Annotated in this window: 19 protein-coding genes; all 19 read left to right on the top strand. The window is 42.9% G+C overall.

The window, feature by feature from the left end:
* The first annotated feature begins 6 nt into the window (after positions 1 to 6).
* Positions 7 to 744 (top strand): translocation-enhancing protein TepA, encoded by a 738-nt coding sequence (gene tepA, locus NYE43_RS09030; RefSeq protein ID WP_024121443.1) that lies wholly within the window; start codon positions 7 to 9, stop codon positions 742 to 744.
* Positions 741 to 953: a YlzJ-like family protein gene (locus NYE43_RS09035; protein ID WP_024121444.1), complete on the top strand. Its 213-nt coding sequence runs from the start codon at positions 741 to 743 to the stop codon at positions 951 to 953. Before tepA ends, NYE43_RS09035 begins: the two co-directional genes overlap by 4 nt.
* Positions 954 to 1,082: 129 nt before the next feature.
* Positions 1,083 to 3,452, top strand: a complete 2,370-nt coding sequence (gene spoIIIE, locus NYE43_RS09040; RefSeq protein ID WP_142367112.1) for a DNA translocase SpoIIIE — start codon at positions 1,083 to 1,085, stop codon at positions 3,450 to 3,452.
* A 133-nt stretch (positions 3,453 to 3,585) separates the two neighbouring features.
* On the top strand, positions 3,586 to 4,311 hold the full coding sequence (locus tag NYE43_RS09045; RefSeq protein ID WP_059292764.1) for a GntR family transcriptional regulator: 726 nt from the start codon (positions 3,586 to 3,588) through the stop codon (positions 4,309 to 4,311).
* Positions 4,312 to 4,445: 134 nt separating this feature from the next.
* On the top strand, positions 4,446 to 5,654 hold the full coding sequence (locus tag NYE43_RS09050) for an MFS transporter (protein WP_240312855.1): 1,209 nt from the start codon (positions 4,446 to 4,448) through the stop codon (positions 5,652 to 5,654).
* 238 nt (positions 5,655 to 5,892) lie between these two features.
* On the top strand, positions 5,893 to 7,170 hold the full coding sequence (gene yfmF, locus NYE43_RS09055; RefSeq protein ID WP_193660529.1) for an EF-P 5-aminopentanol modification-associated protein YfmF: 1,278 nt from the start codon (positions 5,893 to 5,895) through the stop codon (positions 7,168 to 7,170).
* Positions 7,167 to 8,453 carry an EF-P 5-aminopentanol modification-associated protein YfmH gene (yfmH, locus tag NYE43_RS09060; protein ID WP_101861233.1) on the top strand — a complete coding sequence of 429 codons (1,287 nt, stop codon included), beginning with the start codon at positions 7,167 to 7,169 and terminating at the stop codon, positions 8,451 to 8,453. Before yfmF ends, yfmH begins: the two co-directional genes overlap by 4 nt.
* Positions 8,454 to 8,504: 51 nt before the next feature.
* A complete protein-coding gene (ymfI, locus tag NYE43_RS09065; RefSeq protein ID WP_024121450.1) occupies positions 8,505 to 9,233 on the top strand; it encodes an elongation factor P 5-aminopentanone reductase in 729 nt (242 codons plus the stop codon).
* A 79-nt stretch (positions 9,234 to 9,312) separates the two neighbouring features.
* Positions 9,313 to 9,570 (top strand): DUF3243 domain-containing protein, encoded by a 258-nt coding sequence (locus NYE43_RS09070; RefSeq protein ID WP_024121451.1) that lies wholly within the window; start codon positions 9,313 to 9,315, stop codon positions 9,568 to 9,570.
* 129 nt (positions 9,571 to 9,699) lie between these two features.
* Positions 9,700 to 10,491 (top strand): DUF3388 domain-containing protein, encoded by a 792-nt coding sequence (locus NYE43_RS09075; protein WP_024121452.1) that lies wholly within the window; start codon positions 9,700 to 9,702, stop codon positions 10,489 to 10,491.
* Between the two features lie 18 nt (positions 10,492 to 10,509).
* On the top strand, positions 10,510 to 11,424 hold the full coding sequence (gene rodZ, locus NYE43_RS09080) for a cell shape determination protein RodZ (RefSeq protein ID WP_411809818.1): 915 nt from the start codon (positions 10,510 to 10,512) through the stop codon (positions 11,422 to 11,424).
* A gap of 49 nt (positions 11,425 to 11,473) precedes the next feature.
* On the top strand, positions 11,474 to 12,055 hold the full coding sequence (gene pgsA, locus NYE43_RS09085) for a CDP-diacylglycerol--glycerol-3-phosphate 3-phosphatidyltransferase (RefSeq protein ID WP_024121454.1): 582 nt from the start codon (positions 11,474 to 11,476) through the stop codon (positions 12,053 to 12,055).
* 18 nt (positions 12,056 to 12,073) lie between these two features.
* Positions 12,074 to 13,324 (top strand): competence/damage-inducible protein A, encoded by a 1,251-nt coding sequence (locus tag NYE43_RS09090; RefSeq protein ID WP_101861306.1) that lies wholly within the window; start codon positions 12,074 to 12,076, stop codon positions 13,322 to 13,324.
* Between the two features lie 172 nt (positions 13,325 to 13,496).
* Positions 13,497 to 14,543: a recombinase RecA gene (recA, locus tag NYE43_RS09095; RefSeq protein WP_010334307.1), complete on the top strand. Its 1,047-nt coding sequence runs from the start codon at positions 13,497 to 13,499 to the stop codon at positions 14,541 to 14,543.
* Between the two features lie 173 nt (positions 14,544 to 14,716).
* A complete protein-coding gene (locus NYE43_RS09100; protein ID WP_127695202.1) occupies positions 14,717 to 15,895 on the top strand; it encodes a serine hydrolase domain-containing protein in 1,179 nt (392 codons plus the stop codon).
* 286 nt (positions 15,896 to 16,181) lie between these two features.
* The gene (rny, locus tag NYE43_RS09105) at positions 16,182 to 17,744 is read left to right on the top strand and encodes a ribonuclease Y (RefSeq protein WP_010334309.1); all 1,563 of its coding nucleotides are present in this window, start codon (positions 16,182 to 16,184) and stop codon (positions 17,742 to 17,744) included.
* A 61-nt stretch (positions 17,745 to 17,805) separates the two neighbouring features.
* Positions 17,806 to 18,600 (top strand): 2',3'-cyclic-nucleotide 2'-phosphodiesterase, encoded by a 795-nt coding sequence (gene ymdB, locus NYE43_RS09110; RefSeq protein ID WP_003245138.1) that lies wholly within the window; start codon positions 17,806 to 17,808, stop codon positions 18,598 to 18,600.
* A 199-nt stretch (positions 18,601 to 18,799) separates the two neighbouring features.
* The gene (gene spoVS / locus NYE43_RS09115) at positions 18,800 to 19,060 is read left to right on the top strand and encodes a stage V sporulation protein SpoVS (protein WP_003154135.1); all 261 of its coding nucleotides are present in this window, start codon (positions 18,800 to 18,802) and stop codon (positions 19,058 to 19,060) included.
* Between the two features lie 262 nt (positions 19,061 to 19,322).
* Positions 19,323 to 20,366: an L-threonine 3-dehydrogenase gene (tdh, locus tag NYE43_RS09120; protein WP_268497740.1), complete on the top strand. Its 1,044-nt coding sequence runs from the start codon at positions 19,323 to 19,325 to the stop codon at positions 20,364 to 20,366.
* The last annotated feature ends 3 nt before the right edge of the window (positions 20,367 to 20,369 follow it).

Genomic DNA, 20,369 nt, shown 5'->3' on the forward strand with positions numbered 1-20,369 from the left:
AGCGAAATGGATCATCGTATGGAAAATACAGAAGAAGAACGTCCCGAAAAAAATGATGCGAAAGACAGCATTATGAATAAAATACAGCAGCTAGGGGAAACGACACTTCCGCAGCTGCCGCAAGATACAAATATCCATTGTCTGACCATTATCGGACAAATAGAAGGCCATGTTCAGCTGCCTCCGCAAAACAAAACAACAAAATATGAACATGTAATCCCGCAAATCGTTGCCATTGAGCAGAATCCAAAAATTGAAGGTTTACTTATTATATTAAATACAGTCGGCGGAGATGTGGAAGCGGGTCTTGCAATTGCTGAAATGCTCGCATCTTTGTCAAAACCAACCGTCTCCATCGTACTTGGCGGAGGACATTCCATCGGTGTACCAATTGCGGTATCTTGTGATTACAGCTATATCGCTGAAACAGCTACCATGACGATTCATCCCGTTCGTCTGACGGGACTGGTAATCGGTGTGCCTCAAACCTTTGAGTACTTGGATAAGATGCAAGAAAGAGTCGTTAAATTTGTAACAAGCCATTCAAATGTAGATGAAGATAAGTTTAAAGAGCTGATGTTTTCAAAAGGAAACTTAACACGCGATATTGGAACAAATGTCGTCGGCAAGGATGCCGTCGAGTATGGACTGATTGATCACGTCGGCGGAGTCGGACAAGCGATTCATAAATTAAATGAGCTGATCGAGGAAGCGAGAGAAGAAGAAGGACGGATGATTCAATGATTTTGTATACCACGATGCCGCAGGAAATTGTTTTCGCGGAACAGAACCAACAGCCAAGTGCACACGAGCAAATTGAGTATAGAGGTGTTCCGCTTCTTGTCGAGATGAAAGGCAATGAAGCAGAGGTTATTCAAGTCATGAGCACTAATCCTATGCACTTTCTGCATCCGGATATTTCTCCGGGACAAAAGCTAAAATTAAACGTATAAGATTCCGGCCCTTTTTTAAGGGCAAAATATGCTATAATAGGGGAATCCTACAGAAAAACGCAGCCAGTAAACGGCTGCTTTCTTCATTATGTATGAACTTACATTTTTTAACGCAGTAAGGTGATGAGTGTGGCAAAGAAAAAAAGAAAATCGAGAAAAAAACAGGCAAAACAGCTCAACATAAAATTTGAATTAAACGGATTGCTGTGCATTGCTATCTCAATTATCGCCATTTTACAGCTTGGTGTAGTGGGACAAACCTTTATCTACTTGTTCCGTTTTTTCGCTGGTGAGTGGTTTATTTTATGCTTGTTAGGCTTATTCGTTTTAGGAGTTTCCCTATTTTGGAAGAAAAAAACGCCGAGTCTTTTAACGAGACGAAAGGCGGGGCTGTACTGCATCATTGCAAGCATATTGCTGCTTTCTCATGTGCAGCTGTTTAAAAATTTGACGAACAGAGGATCTATTGAGTCTGCCAGCGTGATCCGCAATACATGGGAATTATTTTTAATGGACATGAATGGGAGTTCTGCTTCACCTGATTTAGGCGGGGGGATGATCGGGGCGCTTCTGTTTGCGGCTTCACACTTTTTGTTTGCATCAACTGGTTCGCAAATTATGGCAATTGTAATGATTTTGATCGGAATGATTCTGGTCACGGGGCGTTCTCTTCAAGAAACGCTGAAAAAGTGGATGAGCCCGATCGGCCGTTTCATCAAAGAACAATGGTTTGCTTTTATTGATGATATGAAATCAGTCAAAACAAATATGAAATCATCGAAAAAAGCGAAAGCCAATACCAGTAAAAAACAAAAGCCGGCGCGCAAAAAACAGCAAATGGAGCCAGAGCCCGCTGCTGAAGAAGAGGAGCAGGAAATGGTATCGCCTCTCATTCATTCAGAGCCGATTATCTCAAGCTTTTCAGACCGGAATGAAGCGGAAGAGCCTCCGGCAGCTGCAGTAAAACGAATTGAGCCGGCCACAGAACCGCTTCAGGAAAATCAGTCTGAGGCTGACCATAATGAAACGGCTGCTGCTCCGCCAATGACCTTTACAGAACTTGAAAATAAAGATTATCAGATGCCGTCATTAGATTTATTAGCTGATCCGAAGCATACCGGCCAGCAGGCTGATAAAAAAAATATTTATGAAAATGCCAGAAAGCTTGAACGCACGTTCCAAAGCTTCGGCGTAAAGGCGAAAGTGACACAGGTTCATCTTGGGCCGGCTGTCACGAAATATGAAGTGTATCCGGATGTCGGAGTGAAGGTAAGCAAAATAGTCAACCTAAGTGACGATTTAGCGCTTGCGTTAGCTGCAAAAGACATCAGAATTGAGGCGCCTATTCCAGGTAAATCTGCCATCGGCATAGAAGTGCCAAACGCGGAAGTGGCTATGGTATCGCTGAAGGAAGTGCTTGAGTCAAAACTTAATGACAGACCTGATGCAAAACTGTTAATCGGACTTGGCCGTAATATTTCGGGTGAAGCTGTGCTTGCTGAATTAAACAAAATGCCTCATTTGCTTGTCGCAGGCGCGACCGGGAGCGGAAAAAGTGTCTGTGTCAACGGCATTATTACAAGTATTCTGATGCGCGCTAAACCGCATGAAGTGAAAATGATGATGATTGACCCAAAAATGGTTGAACTGAATGTGTACAATGGGATTCCGCATTTGCTTGCGCCGGTGGTAACTGATCCGAAAAAAGCATCACAAGCTTTGAAAAAGGTTGTCAATGAAATGGAACGTCGGTACGAATTGTTTTCTCATACAGGAACAAGAAATATTGAAGGGTACAATGATTATATAAAACGCTCCAATAATGAGGGAGAGGCAAAACAGCCAGAGCTGCCGTATATCGTGGTCATTGTGGACGAGCTAGCTGATCTCATGATGGTAGCTTCATCTGATGTAGAAGACTCGATTACGAGATTGTCCCAAATGGCACGGGCTGCCGGCATCCATCTTATTATTGCGACACAGCGTCCGTCAGTTGACGTCATTACAGGGGTCATCAAGGCAAATATTCCGTCACGAATCGCATTCAGTGTCTCTTCACAGACGGACTCAAGGACCATTCTGGATATGGGGGGCGCTGAGAAGCTTTTAGGACGAGGAGATATGCTGTTTTTACCTGTCGGGGCTAATAAACCTGTCCGTGTACAAGGTGCATTTTTGTCAGACGAAGAAGTGGAGCAGGTCGTGGATCATGTCATTACGCAGCAAAAAGCTCAATATCAGGAAGAAATGATTCCTGAGGAAACAACGGAAACCCATACTGAGGTTACCGATGACCTTTATGATGAAGCCGTCGAATTAATCGTCGGCATGCAGACTGCATCCGTATCGATGCTGCAAAGAAGGTTCAGAATCGGGTATACGAGAGCGGCACGCCTGATTGATGCAATGGAAGAACGCGGCGTAGTTGGCCCGTATGAAGGCAGCAAACCAAGGGAAGTCTTAATATCAAAAGAAAAACATGATGAGCTCTCTTCTTAAATGAAGGGAGTTCAGTAACAATAATAACATTATGTAAACTGTACACCTTTTTATTTATTTTTTCGACAAAACATGATATAGTTGTCCCAATTGTTCAATAATTTTTATCGAAAGTGGTTTACGGAGGGGAAACATGTCTACAAAAGCTGATAATCGGCACTTGTATTTAAAAGTGATTGAACGAATAAAAGAGGATATTAAAAATGGAATCTACACTGAGAAAGAAAAGCTCCCTTCTGAATTTGAGCTTTCCAAAAAGCTTGGTGTCAGCCGGGCGACTTTGCGTGAAGCACTGCGGATATTGGAAGAAGAGCATGTGATTATCAGAAGGCATGGTGTAGGAACTTTTGTCCATTCTAAGCCGTTATTTCTTTCGGGCATTGAACAGCTGAACAGTGTAACCAAGATGATTGAACAGGCTAATATGATTCCAGGAACGATTTTTCTTTCATCTCAAGTGCTTATGCCGTCTGATGATGATATCAAGAGATTTCATTTGACATCAGGCCAGGAAGTTTTTTATCTTGAACGTGTCAGAACGGCAAACGGACAGCCGATTGTGTATTGTATTGACAAAATTCCGATGGATATATTGCCGGATTCTTTTTCTCACCAGCAAGAGTCTATGTTTGACCTGCTTGAGAAAAATTCAGGCTCTGTGATCAGCTACGCTGTAACTGATATTGAGCCGATCGGCTATCATGATACGATTTCTCCAGTGCTGGAATGCGATCCGGAAACAGCTCTTTTGCTGTTAAAACAAACGCATTACGATCAGCATGATAAACCGGTGCTTTATTCATTAAATTATTTCAGAGCCGACAAATTCAGATTCCATGTTTTGCGTAAACGTTTCTAAAACAGACGCCTGTGATGTGTCTGTTTTTTTATTTGTCTGGTTTATGTTTCTTTGTACATACTTTTACTGCGGTTAACGCAAGATATAAAGGATGACAAAGTGAATGGGTGAAAATGTTGAAAGAAAAAATAGGAATGAAAAATATTATTGCTCTGGCTTCCGTACCGCTTGTTATGACATTAGGGAACTCCATGCTGATTCCCGTGCTTCCGATGATGGAGAAAAAGCTGTCGGTCAGTTCATTTCAAGTGTCATTAATTATCACTGTATATTCGGTGGTAGCGATCATTTGCATTCCGATCGCCGGGTACCTGTCGGATAGATTTGGCAGAAAAAAAGTACTGCTCCCATGCCTTATTATTGCGGGAATAGGGGGAGCTGTGGCTGCTTTTGCTTCGACATATATAGACAATCCTTACGCTATGATCTTGGCCGGACGGGTTCTTCAAGGCATCGGATCAGCGGGTGCAGCTCCCATCGTCATGCCGTTTATCGGCGATCTGTTTAAGGGGGATGATGAAAAGGTCAGTGCCGGTCTTGGCGATATTGAAACCGCTAACACCTCCGGAAAAGTGCTGAGTCCCATACTGGGCGCCTTACTTGCCTCCTGGTACTGGTTCGTCCCGTTTTGGTTTATTCCGTTTTTCTGTTTGATCAGCTTTTTGCTCGTATTGTTTCTGGTCGAGAAGCCTGAAGAAGATGAGGATGCACCTACAATTTCAGAGTTCCTCAAGAATGTGCGGAAAATCTTTAAACAGGATGGACGCTGGCTCTACACAGTTTTTATTATTGGATGCGTCATTATGTTTTTATTATTTGGCGTATTATTTTACTTATCAGATACGCTAGAGAATAAATATACAATTGACGGAGTGGCCAAAGGCGGGCTGCTGGCGATACCTCTTTTATTCCTGTCCAGCAGTTCTTTTATAGCGGGTAAAAAGATCGGCAAAGATAAGGCAAGAATGAAATTTTGCGTCGTTACAGGGATGATTATGTTAAGCCTGTCTTTTATCGGCTTGTGGTGGAACCACAGTTTTTATTTTTTATTTATCTTTTTGAGTTTTGGGGGTATTGGAATCGGAATGGCACTTCCTGCTTTAGATGCCCTGATAACAGAAGGGATTGAGAGTGAGGAATGCGGAACTATTTCCTCATTTTATAATAGTATGCGCTTTATTGGAGTAGCTCTCGGGCCGCCTGTGTTTGCGGCATTGATGTCTAATGCAAGCTGGCTTATTTTCATTCTTTCCGCGTTTTGCGGGATTATTTCCTTATTTCTGGTGCTCTTTAATGTAGATGCTAAAAAAAGTGAAGAAGAAAAAAACTTAGGGACGGTTTGACACACCGTCTTTTTTTTGCTGAGAAAAATAGCGAATCTCGGCAGAAAACTTGTGATTAAGAGGCATCAAGCAGGAAGCTCTTTTTTATGTCCAATAGCGGACGAACAATTAATACGTAAGAGGTTATTGTTTCCTTATAAATCCTACAGTTGCTATAATTACATGAAAGAGTGTTTCTGCGAATGCTGAAATTTGGTCATAATACATACTAATAAGAAATGAACGAAGGAGGTTTCACATGTCATATGTCAATGAAGTCAAAACAAAGCACGGCGGTTTAACCGCACATATTGTAGAAACAGAAAAATTTAAAACCGTCTCGCTTATCTTTAAAATGCTGGCGCCCTTAACAAAGGAGCAAGTTACGAAAAGAGCGCTGTTCCCGCATGTGCTGCTTCGAGGAACAGAAAGCCGTCCGAAAACTGCAGAATTGCGTTCTTACCTGGACGAACTTTACGGCACGTCTGTTTCAGCTGATCTCTCGAAAAAAGGTGAACAGCATGTAATTACATTCAGACTTGAAATTCCGAATGAAAAATATTTAAAAGATCAGACGCCGCTCCTTGAAAAAGGGCTGCAGCTTCTCGCAGAAATTGTCTTTTCACCTGCTTTGGAAGCAGGCGTTTTTCAATCGCAATATGTGGATCAAGAAAAACGAACGCTGAAGCAAAGAATTCAAGCAGTTTATGATGATAAAATGCGTTACTCTAACCTAAGGCTTATACAGGAAATGTGTAAAAACGAACCTTACTCGCTGCACGTCAATGGTGAGATCGACGATGTTGATGCCATTACGGCCGATCAATTATATGAAACATACCGACACGCGATCCAAAAAGACCAGCTTGATTTATATGTCGTCGGCGATGTTGACAGTAAACAAGTGCAAGCTGCTATTGAACAATATTTTCAAACAGAGGAACGCACCCTGGAAGCATTTGTAAACAATCATGCTGAACAACCTGAACCCAAAGAAGTCATTGATGAAGAAGACGTCAAACAAGGCAAGCTGAATATTGGCTATCGGACCAATATTACCTTTACAGATCAGGATTATTCAGCTTTACAAGTTTTTAACGGAATGTTCGGCGGCTTTTCTCATTCCAAGCTTTTCATTAATGTTCGGGAAAAAGCCAGTCTCGCTTATTACGCAGCCTCGCGTATCGATAGCTTTAAAGGTTTATTAATGGTGATGTCAGGAATTGAAGTGAAAAACTACAAACAAGCCGTCTCTATTATTGCCGAGCAATTTCAGGCTATGAAAAACGGGGAGTTCAGTGAGCAAGACATCTCACAGACGAAAGCCATGATTCGGAATCAGGTGCTGGAAACAATTGATACTGCGTACGGTTTATCTGAATTTCTATATCAGCAGGCCGCTGCCCAAGTCGATATTCCGATCGAAGATTTCCTTGCCAATATTGAGCGGGTGACAAAAGAGGATATCATTAAAGTCGGCGAAAAGATTCAGCTTGATACGACTTATTTCTTAAAAGGGACGGAGGGTGCATCTTGATAAAACCAATCGAATTTGAACAGCTTCAGGAGACGCTGTATCATGAAAAAATGTCAAACGGCCTGGACGTATACGTTTTGCCGAAAAAAGGCTTCAACAAGACGTATGCGGTATTCACAACAAAGTACGGGTCTATAGATAATCAGTTTGTCCCTCTTGGAAAAGACGAGATGGTTCAAGTTCCGGACGGGATTGCCCATTTTCTTGAACATAAGCTGTTTGAAAAAGCTGATGGAGATGTTTTTCAAGATTTCAGTAAACAGGGCGCCTCTGCCAATGCGTTCACGTCATTTACAAGAACGGCTTATCTTTTCTCAAGCACGTCAAATGTGGAACGCAATTTGGAGACATTGATTGATTTTGTGCAGGACCCTTATTTTACAGAAAAAACGGTGGAAAAGGAAAAAGGGATTATCGGCCAGGAAATTAACATGTATGATGATAACCCTGACTGGAGGCTTTACTTCGGGGTGATTGAAAACATGTACAAAGATCATCCTGTCAAAATTGACATAGCCGGGACGGTCGAAAGTATATCCCATATCACAAAGGACCTTCTTTACGAATGCTATGAGACGTTTTATCATCCGAGCAACATGCTCCTCTTTATAGTCGGCCCTGTTGATCCTGAAGCGATCATTTCTCAGGTAAGAGAAAATCAGGAAAGAAAACCGTATACAGATCAGCCGGAAATTAAACGGGAAGAAGTAAAAGAGCAAGAAGCTGTTTTCCGGAAAGAAAAAGAAATTAAAATGAATGTTCAGGGACCGAAATGTCTCGTCGGACTGAAATCAAAGCATCCGTATAAATTAGGGAAAGAGCTGCTCAAGCATGAACTTGCAATGAACCTATTGCTGGAATCTTTGTTCGGCAAAAGCTCTGCCCAATATGAATCCCTTTATGAAAAAGGGTATATAGATGAAACGTTCAGCTTTGATTTTACGGCTGAATATGGGTTCGGTTTTGCGGCCATCGGCGGGGACACGCCTGAACCGGATAAATTGGCTGAAGACATTTCAAGCAATCTGCTTCGTGCCGGTGAAATCATCACCGCTGAGAAGATTGAACTTGCCAGAAAGAAAAAAATCGGGTCATTTTTAAAGGCATTAAACTCACCTGAATACATCGCTAACCAATTCACTCGCTATGCATTTTTGGAGATGAGCCTGTTTGATATCGTAACTGTTCTCGAGCAGATCACCCTTGAGGATGTGCAGCAAATCATACAAGAGGAAATTGCTGAGGACAGACTGACTGTCTGCAAAGTGGTTCCTAAATCTTAACATGCATCCCTCCAAGTGAGGGGTGTTTTTCTGCGGAAAGAAGGAAAGAGGATGAAAAAAACAGCATTAGTCACCGGGGCGAGCGGCGGTATCGGCAAAAGCATAAGTGAATCGCTTGCAGCAGAGGGGTATGATCTGCTTTTGCACTACAATCAGAATGAAAGCGCGGCTGCAGAGCTTGCTGAAAAACTGAAACGGTCATTTGGCATATATGCTGATATTTTGCAAGGAGATCTCTCCACTCCCACTGGCGCTGATGAACTAACAAAATCAATTGTTCAGCCGGTTGATGCGATCGTTTTAAACAGCGGCAGAAGCCATTTTGGACTGATTACTGATGTAGATAATGCTACGGTACAGGAAATGGTTCAGCTGCATGTGGCAAGTCCTTACATGCTGACGAGAAATCTTCTTCCAGGCATGATCCGTAACAAATCGGGAGCGATCGTGGCAGTCAGCTCTATTTGGGGAGAGACTGGCGCATCGTGTGAGGTGCTGTACAGCATGGCAAAGGGAGCGCAGCACTCGTTTGTAAAAGGACTGGCTAAGGAGCTGGCCCCAAGCGGTATCAGGGTCAACGCAGTAGCGCCGGGTGCTGTAGATACAAACATGATGAATCAATTCAATCCGGATGAATTAGAAGAGATCGCTGATGAAATCCCGATCGGCAGGCTTGCACAGCCGAAAGAAGTTGCCGAGGCGGCAGCATTTCTCCTGTCTGAAAAAGCTTCCTATATTACTGGACAGATTCTGTCAGTTAACGGCGGCTGGCACTGCTGAAGCAAAATAAAATGTGTATAGTTTCTTTTAAGAAGGACAAAATAATTTTGTAACTTCACATGAAATGGAGGAAACTCACATGTCAGTATTAGAAAACTGGGATAACTGGAAGAATTTCCTTGGTGATCGTTTAAACTATGCGCAAGAAAAAGGCATGAGTCAGGACACCATCACTGACCTTGCTACAGAAATCGGCGGTTACCTGGCTAATGAAGTGGATTCTAAGAACGAGCAGGAAAAAGTGCTGGCAGATCTTTGGAGCGTAGCATCTAAAGAAGAACAGCACGCCATTGCCAATATGATGGTTAAGCTTGTTGAAAATAACAGCACTCATTAAGAAGAGAGGAGATTCTTCCTCTCTTTTTTATGTTTTCCCCATCACAGCAACATTCTTCTTTCTAATTAGAGAAAAATGCTTTATGATAAAGGAAGGTAAAATTTTGCCACAATGAAGGGGGTATATCATTTGGCAAAGCTCGAATGGTATTTTGAATATGAAATTCAAGTGAACCGCCCCGGACTGCTCGGGGATATTTCATCTCTTCTCGGGATGCTTTCTATTAACATCGTAACGATAAACGGCGTCGATCTTTCCAGAAGGGGAATGCTGCTCAGGTGCCGCCATATAGATCAAATTAAACGATTAGAATCAATCTTAAAAACGATGGAAACAATTAAAGTAACGAAGCTGAGAGAACCAAGGCTTCGCGACCGCCTCGCCGTGCGTCACGGCCGGTACATCCAGAGGGATGCCGATGATAAGAAAACATTCCGCTTTGAACGGGACGAGCTGGGCTTATTAGTCGACTTTATGGCCGAACTGTTCAAAAAAGAAGGCCATAAATTAATCGGGATCCGGGGAATGCCGCGCGTCGGGAAAACGGAGTCAATCGTAGCTTCCAGCGTATGCGCCAGCAAAAGGTGGCTGTTTGTGTCATCTACCTTGCTGAAACAGACAATCAGAAGCCAGCTGATTGCCGATGAATACAGCACTGAAAATGTCTTTATCATTGACGGCATTGTATCGACAAGAAGAGGATCAGAACGCCATCTGCAGCTGGTGAGGGAAATCATGAGGCTGCCTGCTACAAAAGTGGTGGAGCATCCGGACATATTCGTTCAAAATACAGAGTATACACTAGATGACTTTGATTATATTATTGAACTGAGAAATGATCCTGATGAGGTTATTACATATGAACATGCTGAAGAACCCCAAATGTTTGATCAATCCGGGTTTTCAAGCTTTGATTTTTAAAATTGGAAGGTGTTTGTTGTGACTGAACTAGGAATCCGGCTGAAAGAAGCCAGAGAGGAAAAAGCAATGTCATTGGATGATCTCCAAGCGGCAACTAAGATTCAAAAAAGGTATTTAACCGCCTTGGAGGAAGGAAATTATGACATTATTCCGGGTAAGTTTTATGTCCGGGCTTTCATCAAGCAATATGCGGAAGCCGTCGGGCTTGATGCTGACCAATTGTTTGAGGAGCATAAAAAAGATATCCCGAATACGTATCATGACGATGTGTCTGAAAAAATCTCCGGCATGAATCTCCAGAAGGAAATGCCAAAGCCTGCTTCTAAGGCGCTGGAATTGCTGCCTACAATACTTGTGATTCTCGGCGTGATTGTCGTGATCGCCATTGTTTACGCTATAATTCAGTTTGCGAATCATAAAAACGATGATAATAGCAATGCGGCATCAGAAAAATCAATCGCGAAAAGTGAAAGCAAGTATGAGATCCCTAAAGATTCAACGCTGAAAGAGAATCAAACCAACAGCTCTGAAAAAGAGACAGACACGAAAAAAGAAACGAAAGACAAAGAAGATAAAAAAGAAGACAGTGACAGTGACAATTTAGAGGTGAAAGCAACTGGCACTGAAGGATCTGTAACAACTTATGAAGTGTCCGGCGCTGATAAAATCGAGCTTGAGCTGAAGGCTTCAGACAGCTCTTGGATTCGAGTGCGCGATGAAAACAGCAGCTCTCTTAAAGAGGGTACATTGAAAAAAGACGAAACGTATAAAAAAGACATAACTGATCAGAAACAAGTTGAAATCCGCACAGGATATGCACCTAACCTGAAAATAAAAATCAACGGTGAGGTTCTTTCATATAAACTTGATCCTAAAGAAGTGATGGCACAAACAATAAAGATTGTAAATAAAAAGGAAGAAAAGTCATCTTAATCACCAGATGACTTTTCTTCACGTCCGAGTATGAAACTGGAGGGGCTTTATGTTTAACTTACCGAATAAAATCACACTAGCAAGAATTGCATTAATCCCAATCTTCATGATTATCATGCTGGCGCCGTTTGACTGGGGCAGGCTCGAATTTGGAGACGAATCCATTCCGGTCACACACTTGGCGGGCGCTATCTTGTTTATTATTGCATCGACGACAGATTGGATAGATGGTTATTATGCCCGCAAACTGAACCTTGTTACAAACTTTGGGAAATTTCTCGATCCGCTTGCGGACAAACTTCTCGTATCAGCAGCGTTAATTATCCTTGTTCAATTTGATCTTGCTCCAGCTTGGATGGTCATTGTGATTATCAGCCGGGAGTTTGCCGTAACAGGTTTAAGGCTTGTATTAGCCGGAACGGGAGAAGTAGTAGCTGCGAATATGCTTGGTAAAATTAAAACCTGGGCACAAATCATTGCAGTATCTGCATTGCTTCTTCACAATCTTCCATTTGAGCTTGTGTCATTTCCGTTCGCTGACCTGGCGTTATGGGTAGCCGTATTCTTTACCGTTGTATCAGGTTGGGACTATTTCGCTAAAAACTGGGAAGCGCTAAAAGCATCTAACTAAGAAAGAAGGACATACATGATGGAATTTCCAAAAAAAGCAGAGATTATTGCAGTCGGTTCAGAGCTCTTACTCGGTCAGATTGCTAATACAAATGCTCAATTTATCAGCAAACAGCTGGCAGAAATCGGAGTAAACGTATTTTACCATACAGCAGTCGGTGATAATCCGGAGCGGCTGAAGCAGGTCATCCGCATTGCTGAAGAGCGCTCTGATTTTATTATTTTTTCAGGAGGGCTCGGGCCGACAAAAGATGATTTAACAAAAGAAACAATAGCAAATGTGCTGGGACGTCCGCTCGTTTTAAATGATGAGGCGTTTCAATCCATTGAGGATTATTTCAAACGAACAAAACGCACGATGTCACCTAATAACCGAAAACAGGCGCTTGTCATCGAAGGATCTGACGTACTGGCGAATCACTTTGGAATGGCGCCGGGAATGCTTACAGAGCATGATTCGCGCTTTTATATGCTTCTTCCCGGGCCGCCAAGCGAATTGCGTCCGATGTTTGAAAATGAGGCAAAACCGCTTCTTCTTAAAAAGATGGGCTCCAATGAAAAAATTGTATCAACTGTTCTTCGCTTTTTCGGTATCGGCGAATCTCAGCTTGAAGCTGATTTAGAAGATATCATTGATGCACAGACGAACCCGACGATCGCTCCGTTGGCAGCGGACGGAGAGGTGACGCTTCGCTTGACAGCAAAACATGCCGATGAAAAAGAAACAGAGCGTTTGTTAAAAGAAACAGAAGCCGTTATTTTAGAACGTGTCGGTGAATTTTTCTATGGTTACGACGATACATCGCTTGTGAAAGAGCTATCTAAAGCATGCAAGGAAAAAGGCATCACGCTTTCTGCCGCAGAAAGCTTTACCGGCGGGCTGTTTTCCGAATGGCTGACAGACCTTAGCGGCGCTTCAGCATTGTTTTCCGGCGGCGTTGTTTGCTATTCAAACGAAGTGAAGCAAAATGTCCTCGGCGTCAAAAAGGAAACATTGGACCGTTTCGGCGCAGTCAGCGAGGAATGCGCATCTGAGCTCGCAAAGGGTGTTCAGCAGCTCACTGGAAGCGATATTGGCATTAGCTTTACCGGTGTTGCTGGCCCTGATACTCAAGAAGGCCATGCACCTGGACATGTGTTTATCGGTATTTTTGCAAACGGAAAAGAAGAGGTTCACGAGTTTCACTTTGCAGGCTCCAGAACAGGAATCAGAAAACGTGCTGCTAAATATGGCTGCCATTTAATTTTAAAACTGTTAGAGCAAAAATAATGTTTTCAGCACACTATCCTCCTCAAAAAACATGATTTCTCTGACTCATTATGATATTTTGGTAGAAATCAGGCCAAGAAAAAATCCGAATATGCGTTCGCTTTTTTCTTGGCAAATCCCTTCAAACAGGGTATAGTATATGTAGTGGTAACATAAAGGAGGAAAAAATAGAATGAGTGATCGTCAGGCAGCCTTAGATATGGCTCTTAAACAAATAGAAAAGCAGTTCGGCAAAGGTTCCATTATGAAACTGGGAGAAAAGACAGATACAAGAATTTCTACTGTTCCAAGCGGCTCCCTCGCTCTTGATACGGCATTGGGAATAGGCGGGTATCCCCGCGGACGGATTATTGAAGTATACGGTCCTGAAAGTTCAGGTAAAACAACTGTGGCGCTCCATGCAATTGCTGAGGTTCAGCAGCAGGGAGGACAAGCTGCGTTTATCGATGCGGAGCACGCGCTAGACCCGGTATACGCACAAAAACTCGGTGTCAATATCGAAGAGCTTTTACTGTCTCAGCCTGACACAGGCGAGCAGGCGCTTGAAATTGCAGAAGCGTTGGTTCGAAGCGGTGCAGTTGACATCGTTGTTGTCGACTCTGTAGCGGCGCTCGTTCCGAAAGCGGAAATTGAAGGCGACATGGGAGATTCACATGTCGGTTTGCAGGCACGTTTAATGTCTCAAGCGCTTCGTAAGCTTTCAGGGGCTATCAACAAATCGAAAACAATTGCGATTTTCATTAACCAAATTCGTGAAAAAGTCGGCGTTATGTTCGGAAACCCGGAAACGACTCCCGGCGGTCGTGCGCTGAAATTCTACTCTTCCGTTCGTCTTGAAGTACGCCGTGCTGAACAGCTGAAACAAGGCAACGACGTTATGGGGAATAAAACGAGAATTAAAGTCGTGAAAAACAAGGTGGCTCCTCCGTTCCGTACAGCTGAGGTTGATATTATGTATGGAGAAGGTATCTCAAAAGAAGGCGAAATCATTGATCTCGGAACTGAACTTGATATCGTGCAAAAAAGCGGTTCATGGTACTCTTATGAAGAAGAGCGTCTTGGCCAAGGCCGTGAAAATGCCAAACAATTCTTAAAAGAAAATAAAGATATCATGCTGATGATTCAGGAGCAAATTCGTGAACATTACGGTTTAGATAATAACGGAGTAGTACAGCAACAGGCGGAAGAGACACAGGAAGAACTTGAATTTGAAGAATAAAAATAAAATGAATTTGAAATGATAAAAAAGGCAGAGTGAAAACTCTGCCTTTTTTTCTTTTATATTTTCTGCAAAATAAAGATAAATAAATTGGTTTTTTTGACAACTTTTATAGTACTTCATACGTCTAACAAAACGTGTGTATTTGAAATTAGATTGGGAGGATAAAATGAATGACAAGCCCCACTCGCAGAAGAACTGCGACGCGCAGACGGAGAAAACTAAATAAAAGAGGCAAACTTTTGTTTGGTATGTTGGCCGCAATCATTTGTTTCACGATTTGGAATGCCATTCATCGAGAGGATGAAGAAGCCGAACCATCTCAAGAAGCTGCGGCGGTTTCTGATACCGGTCAGAAGCAAGCTGATCAGAAGAAAAACAAAGCCAAAAAAACAGAGGAACAAATCAAAGCAGTGGACCGCAATCAAAAAATCAGCAGTTATTTAAAAGAGATCGGCTTCAGCGGGACAGCCATGATCGTCAGAAATGGAGAAGTCGTAATCAATAAAGGTTTTGGTTACGCGGACCGCGAGCATCATATAAAAAACAATCCTGCGACATCCTTTTATGTCGGATCGTCACAAAAAGCGCTGATAGCAACCGCTATTTTACAGCTTGAGGAAAAGGGAAAGCTCCAGACAAGTGATCCGGTCAGCACGTATTTATCCCATTTTCCCAACGGAAAGAATATTACATTAAAGAATCTGCTTACTCATACATCGGGGATAAACGGACATGTTGAAGGGAATGGCGAGATCACTCCGGATGACTTAATAAAAGACATAGAGCAGCAAGGAATCAAACGCCAGCCTGGAATATGGGACTATCAGGATTCTAACTATACAGTTCTCGCTTATATTGTTGCTGAAGTGAGCGGTGAGTCTTATGAACAATACATAACCAATCATATCTTTAAGCCTGCAGGGATGACGCATTCGGGTTTTTACAAGACATACGATAAGCAGCCTTATCCAGCTGTCGGCTACAAGCTGAAAGGCAGCAGGGCCGTCACACCGTATATGCCTGATTTATCTCAGCTTTATGGAGCAGGCGATATATATATGAGTGCTGCCGATATGTACAAATTTGACAAAGCACTGATAGACGGCAAGCTCTATTCGCAAGAAAGCTATGAAAAAATGTTCACGCCAGGGAGCAGTTCCACATACGGGATGGGATTTTATGTTGCTCCCGGAAGCTATTCAAACCACGGAGTCATGCCGGGCTTCAACGTATTGAACAGCTTCAGCAAATCCGGACAAACCGTTGTTGTTTTGTTGTCAAACATTCAAAATAACGCTAAACTTGGACAAGTGAACAATAAAATATACCAGCTTCTAAATCAGGAGTAATTTACGATCTGTTTTTTCAAAAGATTGGCGGATTCACGTTCGGCACGATAAATAGGGGCGGCTCGGCAAACGTTAAGCTGGCAAGCTTGACAAGTATTTCCGACACAATTACAATGAAGTTGTAACATTTGTTTTTTTAACATGATTGTTAAACCATTTAAACTTGACAAGGGCGATGAAACTTTCATTCCCTGTGAAGGTTCTGTATGTTGAGAAAACTAGACAATGTACATGCCGACACTTATTTTGAGCAACAACCAAGTTCATAGCAAGAGGAGGTGAAAGTATGACCCCAATTATGATGGTTCTCATCTCCATTTTGCTGATTCTACTCGGTTTAGTTGTTGGCTACTATGTTCGTAAAACCATTGCCGAAGCGAAAATTGCAGGCGCACGCGGTGCAGCCGAGCAAATTCTTGAAGATGCAAAGCGTGATGCTGAAGCACTGAAAAAAGAAGCTCTGCTTGAAGCAAAGGATGAAATCCACAAACTTCGAATAGATGCTGAACAAGAAGTTCGTGAAAGACGAAATGAGCTTCAAAAACAAGAAAACCGTTTACTCCAAAAGGAGGAAAACCTTGATCGCAAACATGAGGGAATTGATAAACGGGAAGCGATGTTGGAGAAGAAAGATCATTCTCTGAATGAACGACAACAACATATTGAAGAGATGGAAAGCAAAGTGGATGAGATGATTCGTATGCAGCAGTCTGAGTTGGAACGAATTTCGAGTCTGACTCGTGACGAAGCGAAACAAATCATTCTTGACCGGGTTGAAAACGAGCTTTCACATGACATCGCCATCATGACAAAAGAAACTGAGAACCGTGCGAAAGAAGAGGCGGATAAAAAAGCGAAAAACATTCTTTCACTCGCCTTACAGCGCTGCGCAGCGGATCACGTTGCCGAAACAACGGTATCAGTTGTCAATCTTCCAAATGATGAGATGAAAGGACGTATCATCGGCCGGGAAGGGCGTAACATTCGTACGCTTGAAACGCTGACAGGTATTGACCTGATTATCGATGATACCCCTGAAGCTGTCATTCTGTCCGGATTTGATCCGATCAGACGTGAGACAGCAAGGATTGCTCTTGATAAACTCGTTCAGGATGGCCGTATTCATCCGGCACGGATTGAAGAAATGGTTGAAAAATCTCGCCGCGAGGTCGATGACTACATTCGTGAGATGGGTGAGCAAACGACATTTGAGGTTGGCGTTCACGGTCTCCACCCAGATCTGATCAAGATTCTCGGCCGCTTAAAGTTCCGTACAAGCTACGGTCAAAATGTGCTTAAGCATTCCATGGAAGTCGCATTCTTGGCTGGGCTGATGGCATCGGAGCTTGGAGAAGATGCAAAGCTTGCTAAACGGGCGGGACTACTTCATGACATCGGAAAAGCGATTGACCATGAAGTAGAAGGAAGCCACGTTGAAATCGGAGTCGAGCTTGCGACTAAATATAAAGAGCACCCAGTCGTAATTAACAGTATTGCATCACACCATGGGGACGAAGAGCCGACTTCCATTATCGCTGTGCTGGTAGCTGCAGCAGATGCGCTTTCCGCTGCAAGACCTGGCGCAAGAAGTGAGACGCTCGAGAACTACATTCGAAGACTTGAAAAGCTCGAAGAAATTTCTGAGTCCTACGAAGGTGTTGAAAAATCATTTGCGATTCAGGCTGGACGTGAAGTGCGTATTATGGTGAAGCCGGATTCAATAAATGATCTTGAAGCTCATCGCCTGGCGCGAGATATCCGAAAACGAATTGAGGACGAGCTCGATTATCCAGGTCATATTAAAGTGACAGTCATTAGAGAAACTCGAGCCGTAGAGTATGCAAAATAAAGTGATGCGCTAAGCATCACTTTATTTTTTTGACGGCTGAGGAATAGAAAGGATTTACAAAATGAGAATTTTATTTATCGGAGATGTTGTCGGGTCACCGGGCCGCGACATGGTAAAAGAGTATGTGCCAAAGCTGAAAACAAAATACAAGCCGCATTTTACCATTATAAATGGCGAAAATGCCGCACATGGAAAAGGCTTAACAGAAAAAATCTATCACAGTTTAATACAGTCTGGCGCAGATGCGATCACGATGGGAAACCATACATGGGACAAAAAGGAAATTTTTGATTTTATCGATGATGTCCCGAACTTAGTCCGTCCCGCAAACTTTCCGGAAGGAACACCGGGAAAAGGGATCACATATGTGAAAGCAAACGGTAAAGAACTAGCTGTTATCAACTTACAAGGCCGTACGTTTTTACCGCCGCTCGATGATCCGTTTTTAAAAGCGGATGAATTAATTGCCGAAGCTGCTAAAAGAACACCGTACATTTTTATCGACTTCCATGCGGAAGCGACAAGTGAAAAGCTTGCACTCGGCTGGTACACGGATGGACGGGCATCTGCTGTAGTAGGAACTCACACTCACGTGCAAACAGCGGATAACCGCATTTTGCCGAAGGGCACGGCATATATTACTGATGTAGGAATGACCGGCCCATATGACGGTATACTGGGGATGGACAGAGAAACGATTATCAAACGTTTCAAAACAAACCTTCCTGTGCGCTTTACTGTCGCTGAAGGAAAAACAACCCTGAGCGGAGTCGTCATCGATATAGACGATCAAACGAAAAAAGCCGTTAAAATCGAACGTATTTTAATCAATGATGATCACATGTTCTTTGAATAATTGATCACATGGTTATTTTATAAAAATATTAAAAAGAAAAGCAGGAATATAGCAACTCCTTAGTGAATATAGTAAAAATGGAAGGTAGCCCGCTATTTTTGAAAAGCATTGTGGGGATGGCTTTTTGGATAGCAACATCTAATAATGATTGTTCTAATGAACACTCACTTATCCATTGTAAAACTAAGGGGGAGCAGAAATGGAAATCTTAAAAGTTTCAGCAAAATCGAGTCCAAATTCAGTGGCAGGTGCGCTTGCAGGTGTGTTAAGAGAGCGCGGAGCCGCCGAGATTCAAGCAATTGGAGCGGGTGCTTTGAACCAAGCTGTAAAAGCTGTGGCAATCGCCAGAGGATTTGTGGCGCCAAGCGGGGTTGATTTGATTTGTATTCCGGCTTTTACTGATATTCAGATCGATGGTGAAGAAAGAACAGCGATTAAATTAATCGTGGAGCCTCGCTAAGAAAATTAAAGTATTCACAACCTGTTTGCATATGCAAGCAGGTTGTTTTTCATTTATTGTGATATTTTCTCTCAATAGTATTTTTATAATATAAATGAACCATATGTCATGTGTAAAAACGATTCCGGCTTTTTATAAAAAAAATTTAGCCCATTTTTCAAGACGGATACTTTTGTCTTTCCTAGGAGGACACAGCTGTTTACGGTGATTCCAGATCATGGTACAATCCGGTTATAACAAGACTTTTAAAGGAGGATTGTACATGCAGAGTGGAAAGATGAAAGCTGTAATGAAAAAACACGGTGCTTTCGGCGCTGTGCTGGCTGAAGTTCCCATTCCTGAAATCGATAAGCATGAAGTTCTTATAAAAATTAAGGCAGCTTCCATTTGCGGCACGGATGTGCATATTTATAATTGGGACCAATGGGCACGGCAGAGAATAAAAACTCCTTGTGTCTTCGGCCATGAGTTCAGTGGTATTGTCGAGGCTGTAGGCGAGAATGTCAGCAGTGTAAAAATTGGGGAGTATGTTTCTGCGGAAACACACATTGTATGCGGCACATGCGTCCCTTGTTTAACAGGAAAGCCTCATGTATGTAAAAATACGGCCATTATCGGAGTGGACACGGCAGGCTGTTTTGCGGAGTATGTCAAAGTGCCGGCCGAAAACGTTTGGAAGAATCCCGCGAATATGGACCCGGCGATTGCTTCCATTCAAGAGCCTTTAGGAAATGCCGTTCATACAGTTCTTGAGAGTCAGAACGCCGGAGGAACGACTGCTATTATTGGATGCGGGCCGATCGGACTTATGGCGGTAGCGGTCGCAAAAGCAGCAGGCGCAGCGCAGGTGGTCGCCATTGACAAAAATGAGTACAGATTAGCTCTCGCCAAACAAATGGGAGCCACAAGCACGGTCTCCGTCGAAAAAGAAGATCCGCTCAAAATTGTAAGCGCTTTAACGGGCGGGGAAGGAGCTGATCTCGTTTGTGAGATGTCGGGTCACCCTTCAGCTATCGCGCAAGGCCTAGCAATGGCTGCAAATGGCGGGAGATTTCATATTCTCAGCCTGCCGGAACATCCGGTTACCATCGACTTGACGAATAAAGTCGTGTTTAAAGGCCTTACCATCCAAGGGATCACAGGGAGAAAGATGTTTACCACATGGCGGCAGGTTTCACAATTGCTTAGAACAAACACACTGGATCTTTCACCTATTGTTACCCATCAGTTTCCATTAGAAGAGTTTGAGAAAGGGTTTGAACTGATGAGAAGCGGACAGTGCGGAAAGGTTATTTTAATTCCATAAAAG

The sequence above is a fragment of the Bacillus sp. FSL R5-0434 genome (assembly GCF_038004745.1).
Taxonomy (GTDB): domain Bacteria; phylum Bacillota; class Bacilli; order Bacillales; family Bacillaceae; genus Bacillus; species Bacillus halotolerans.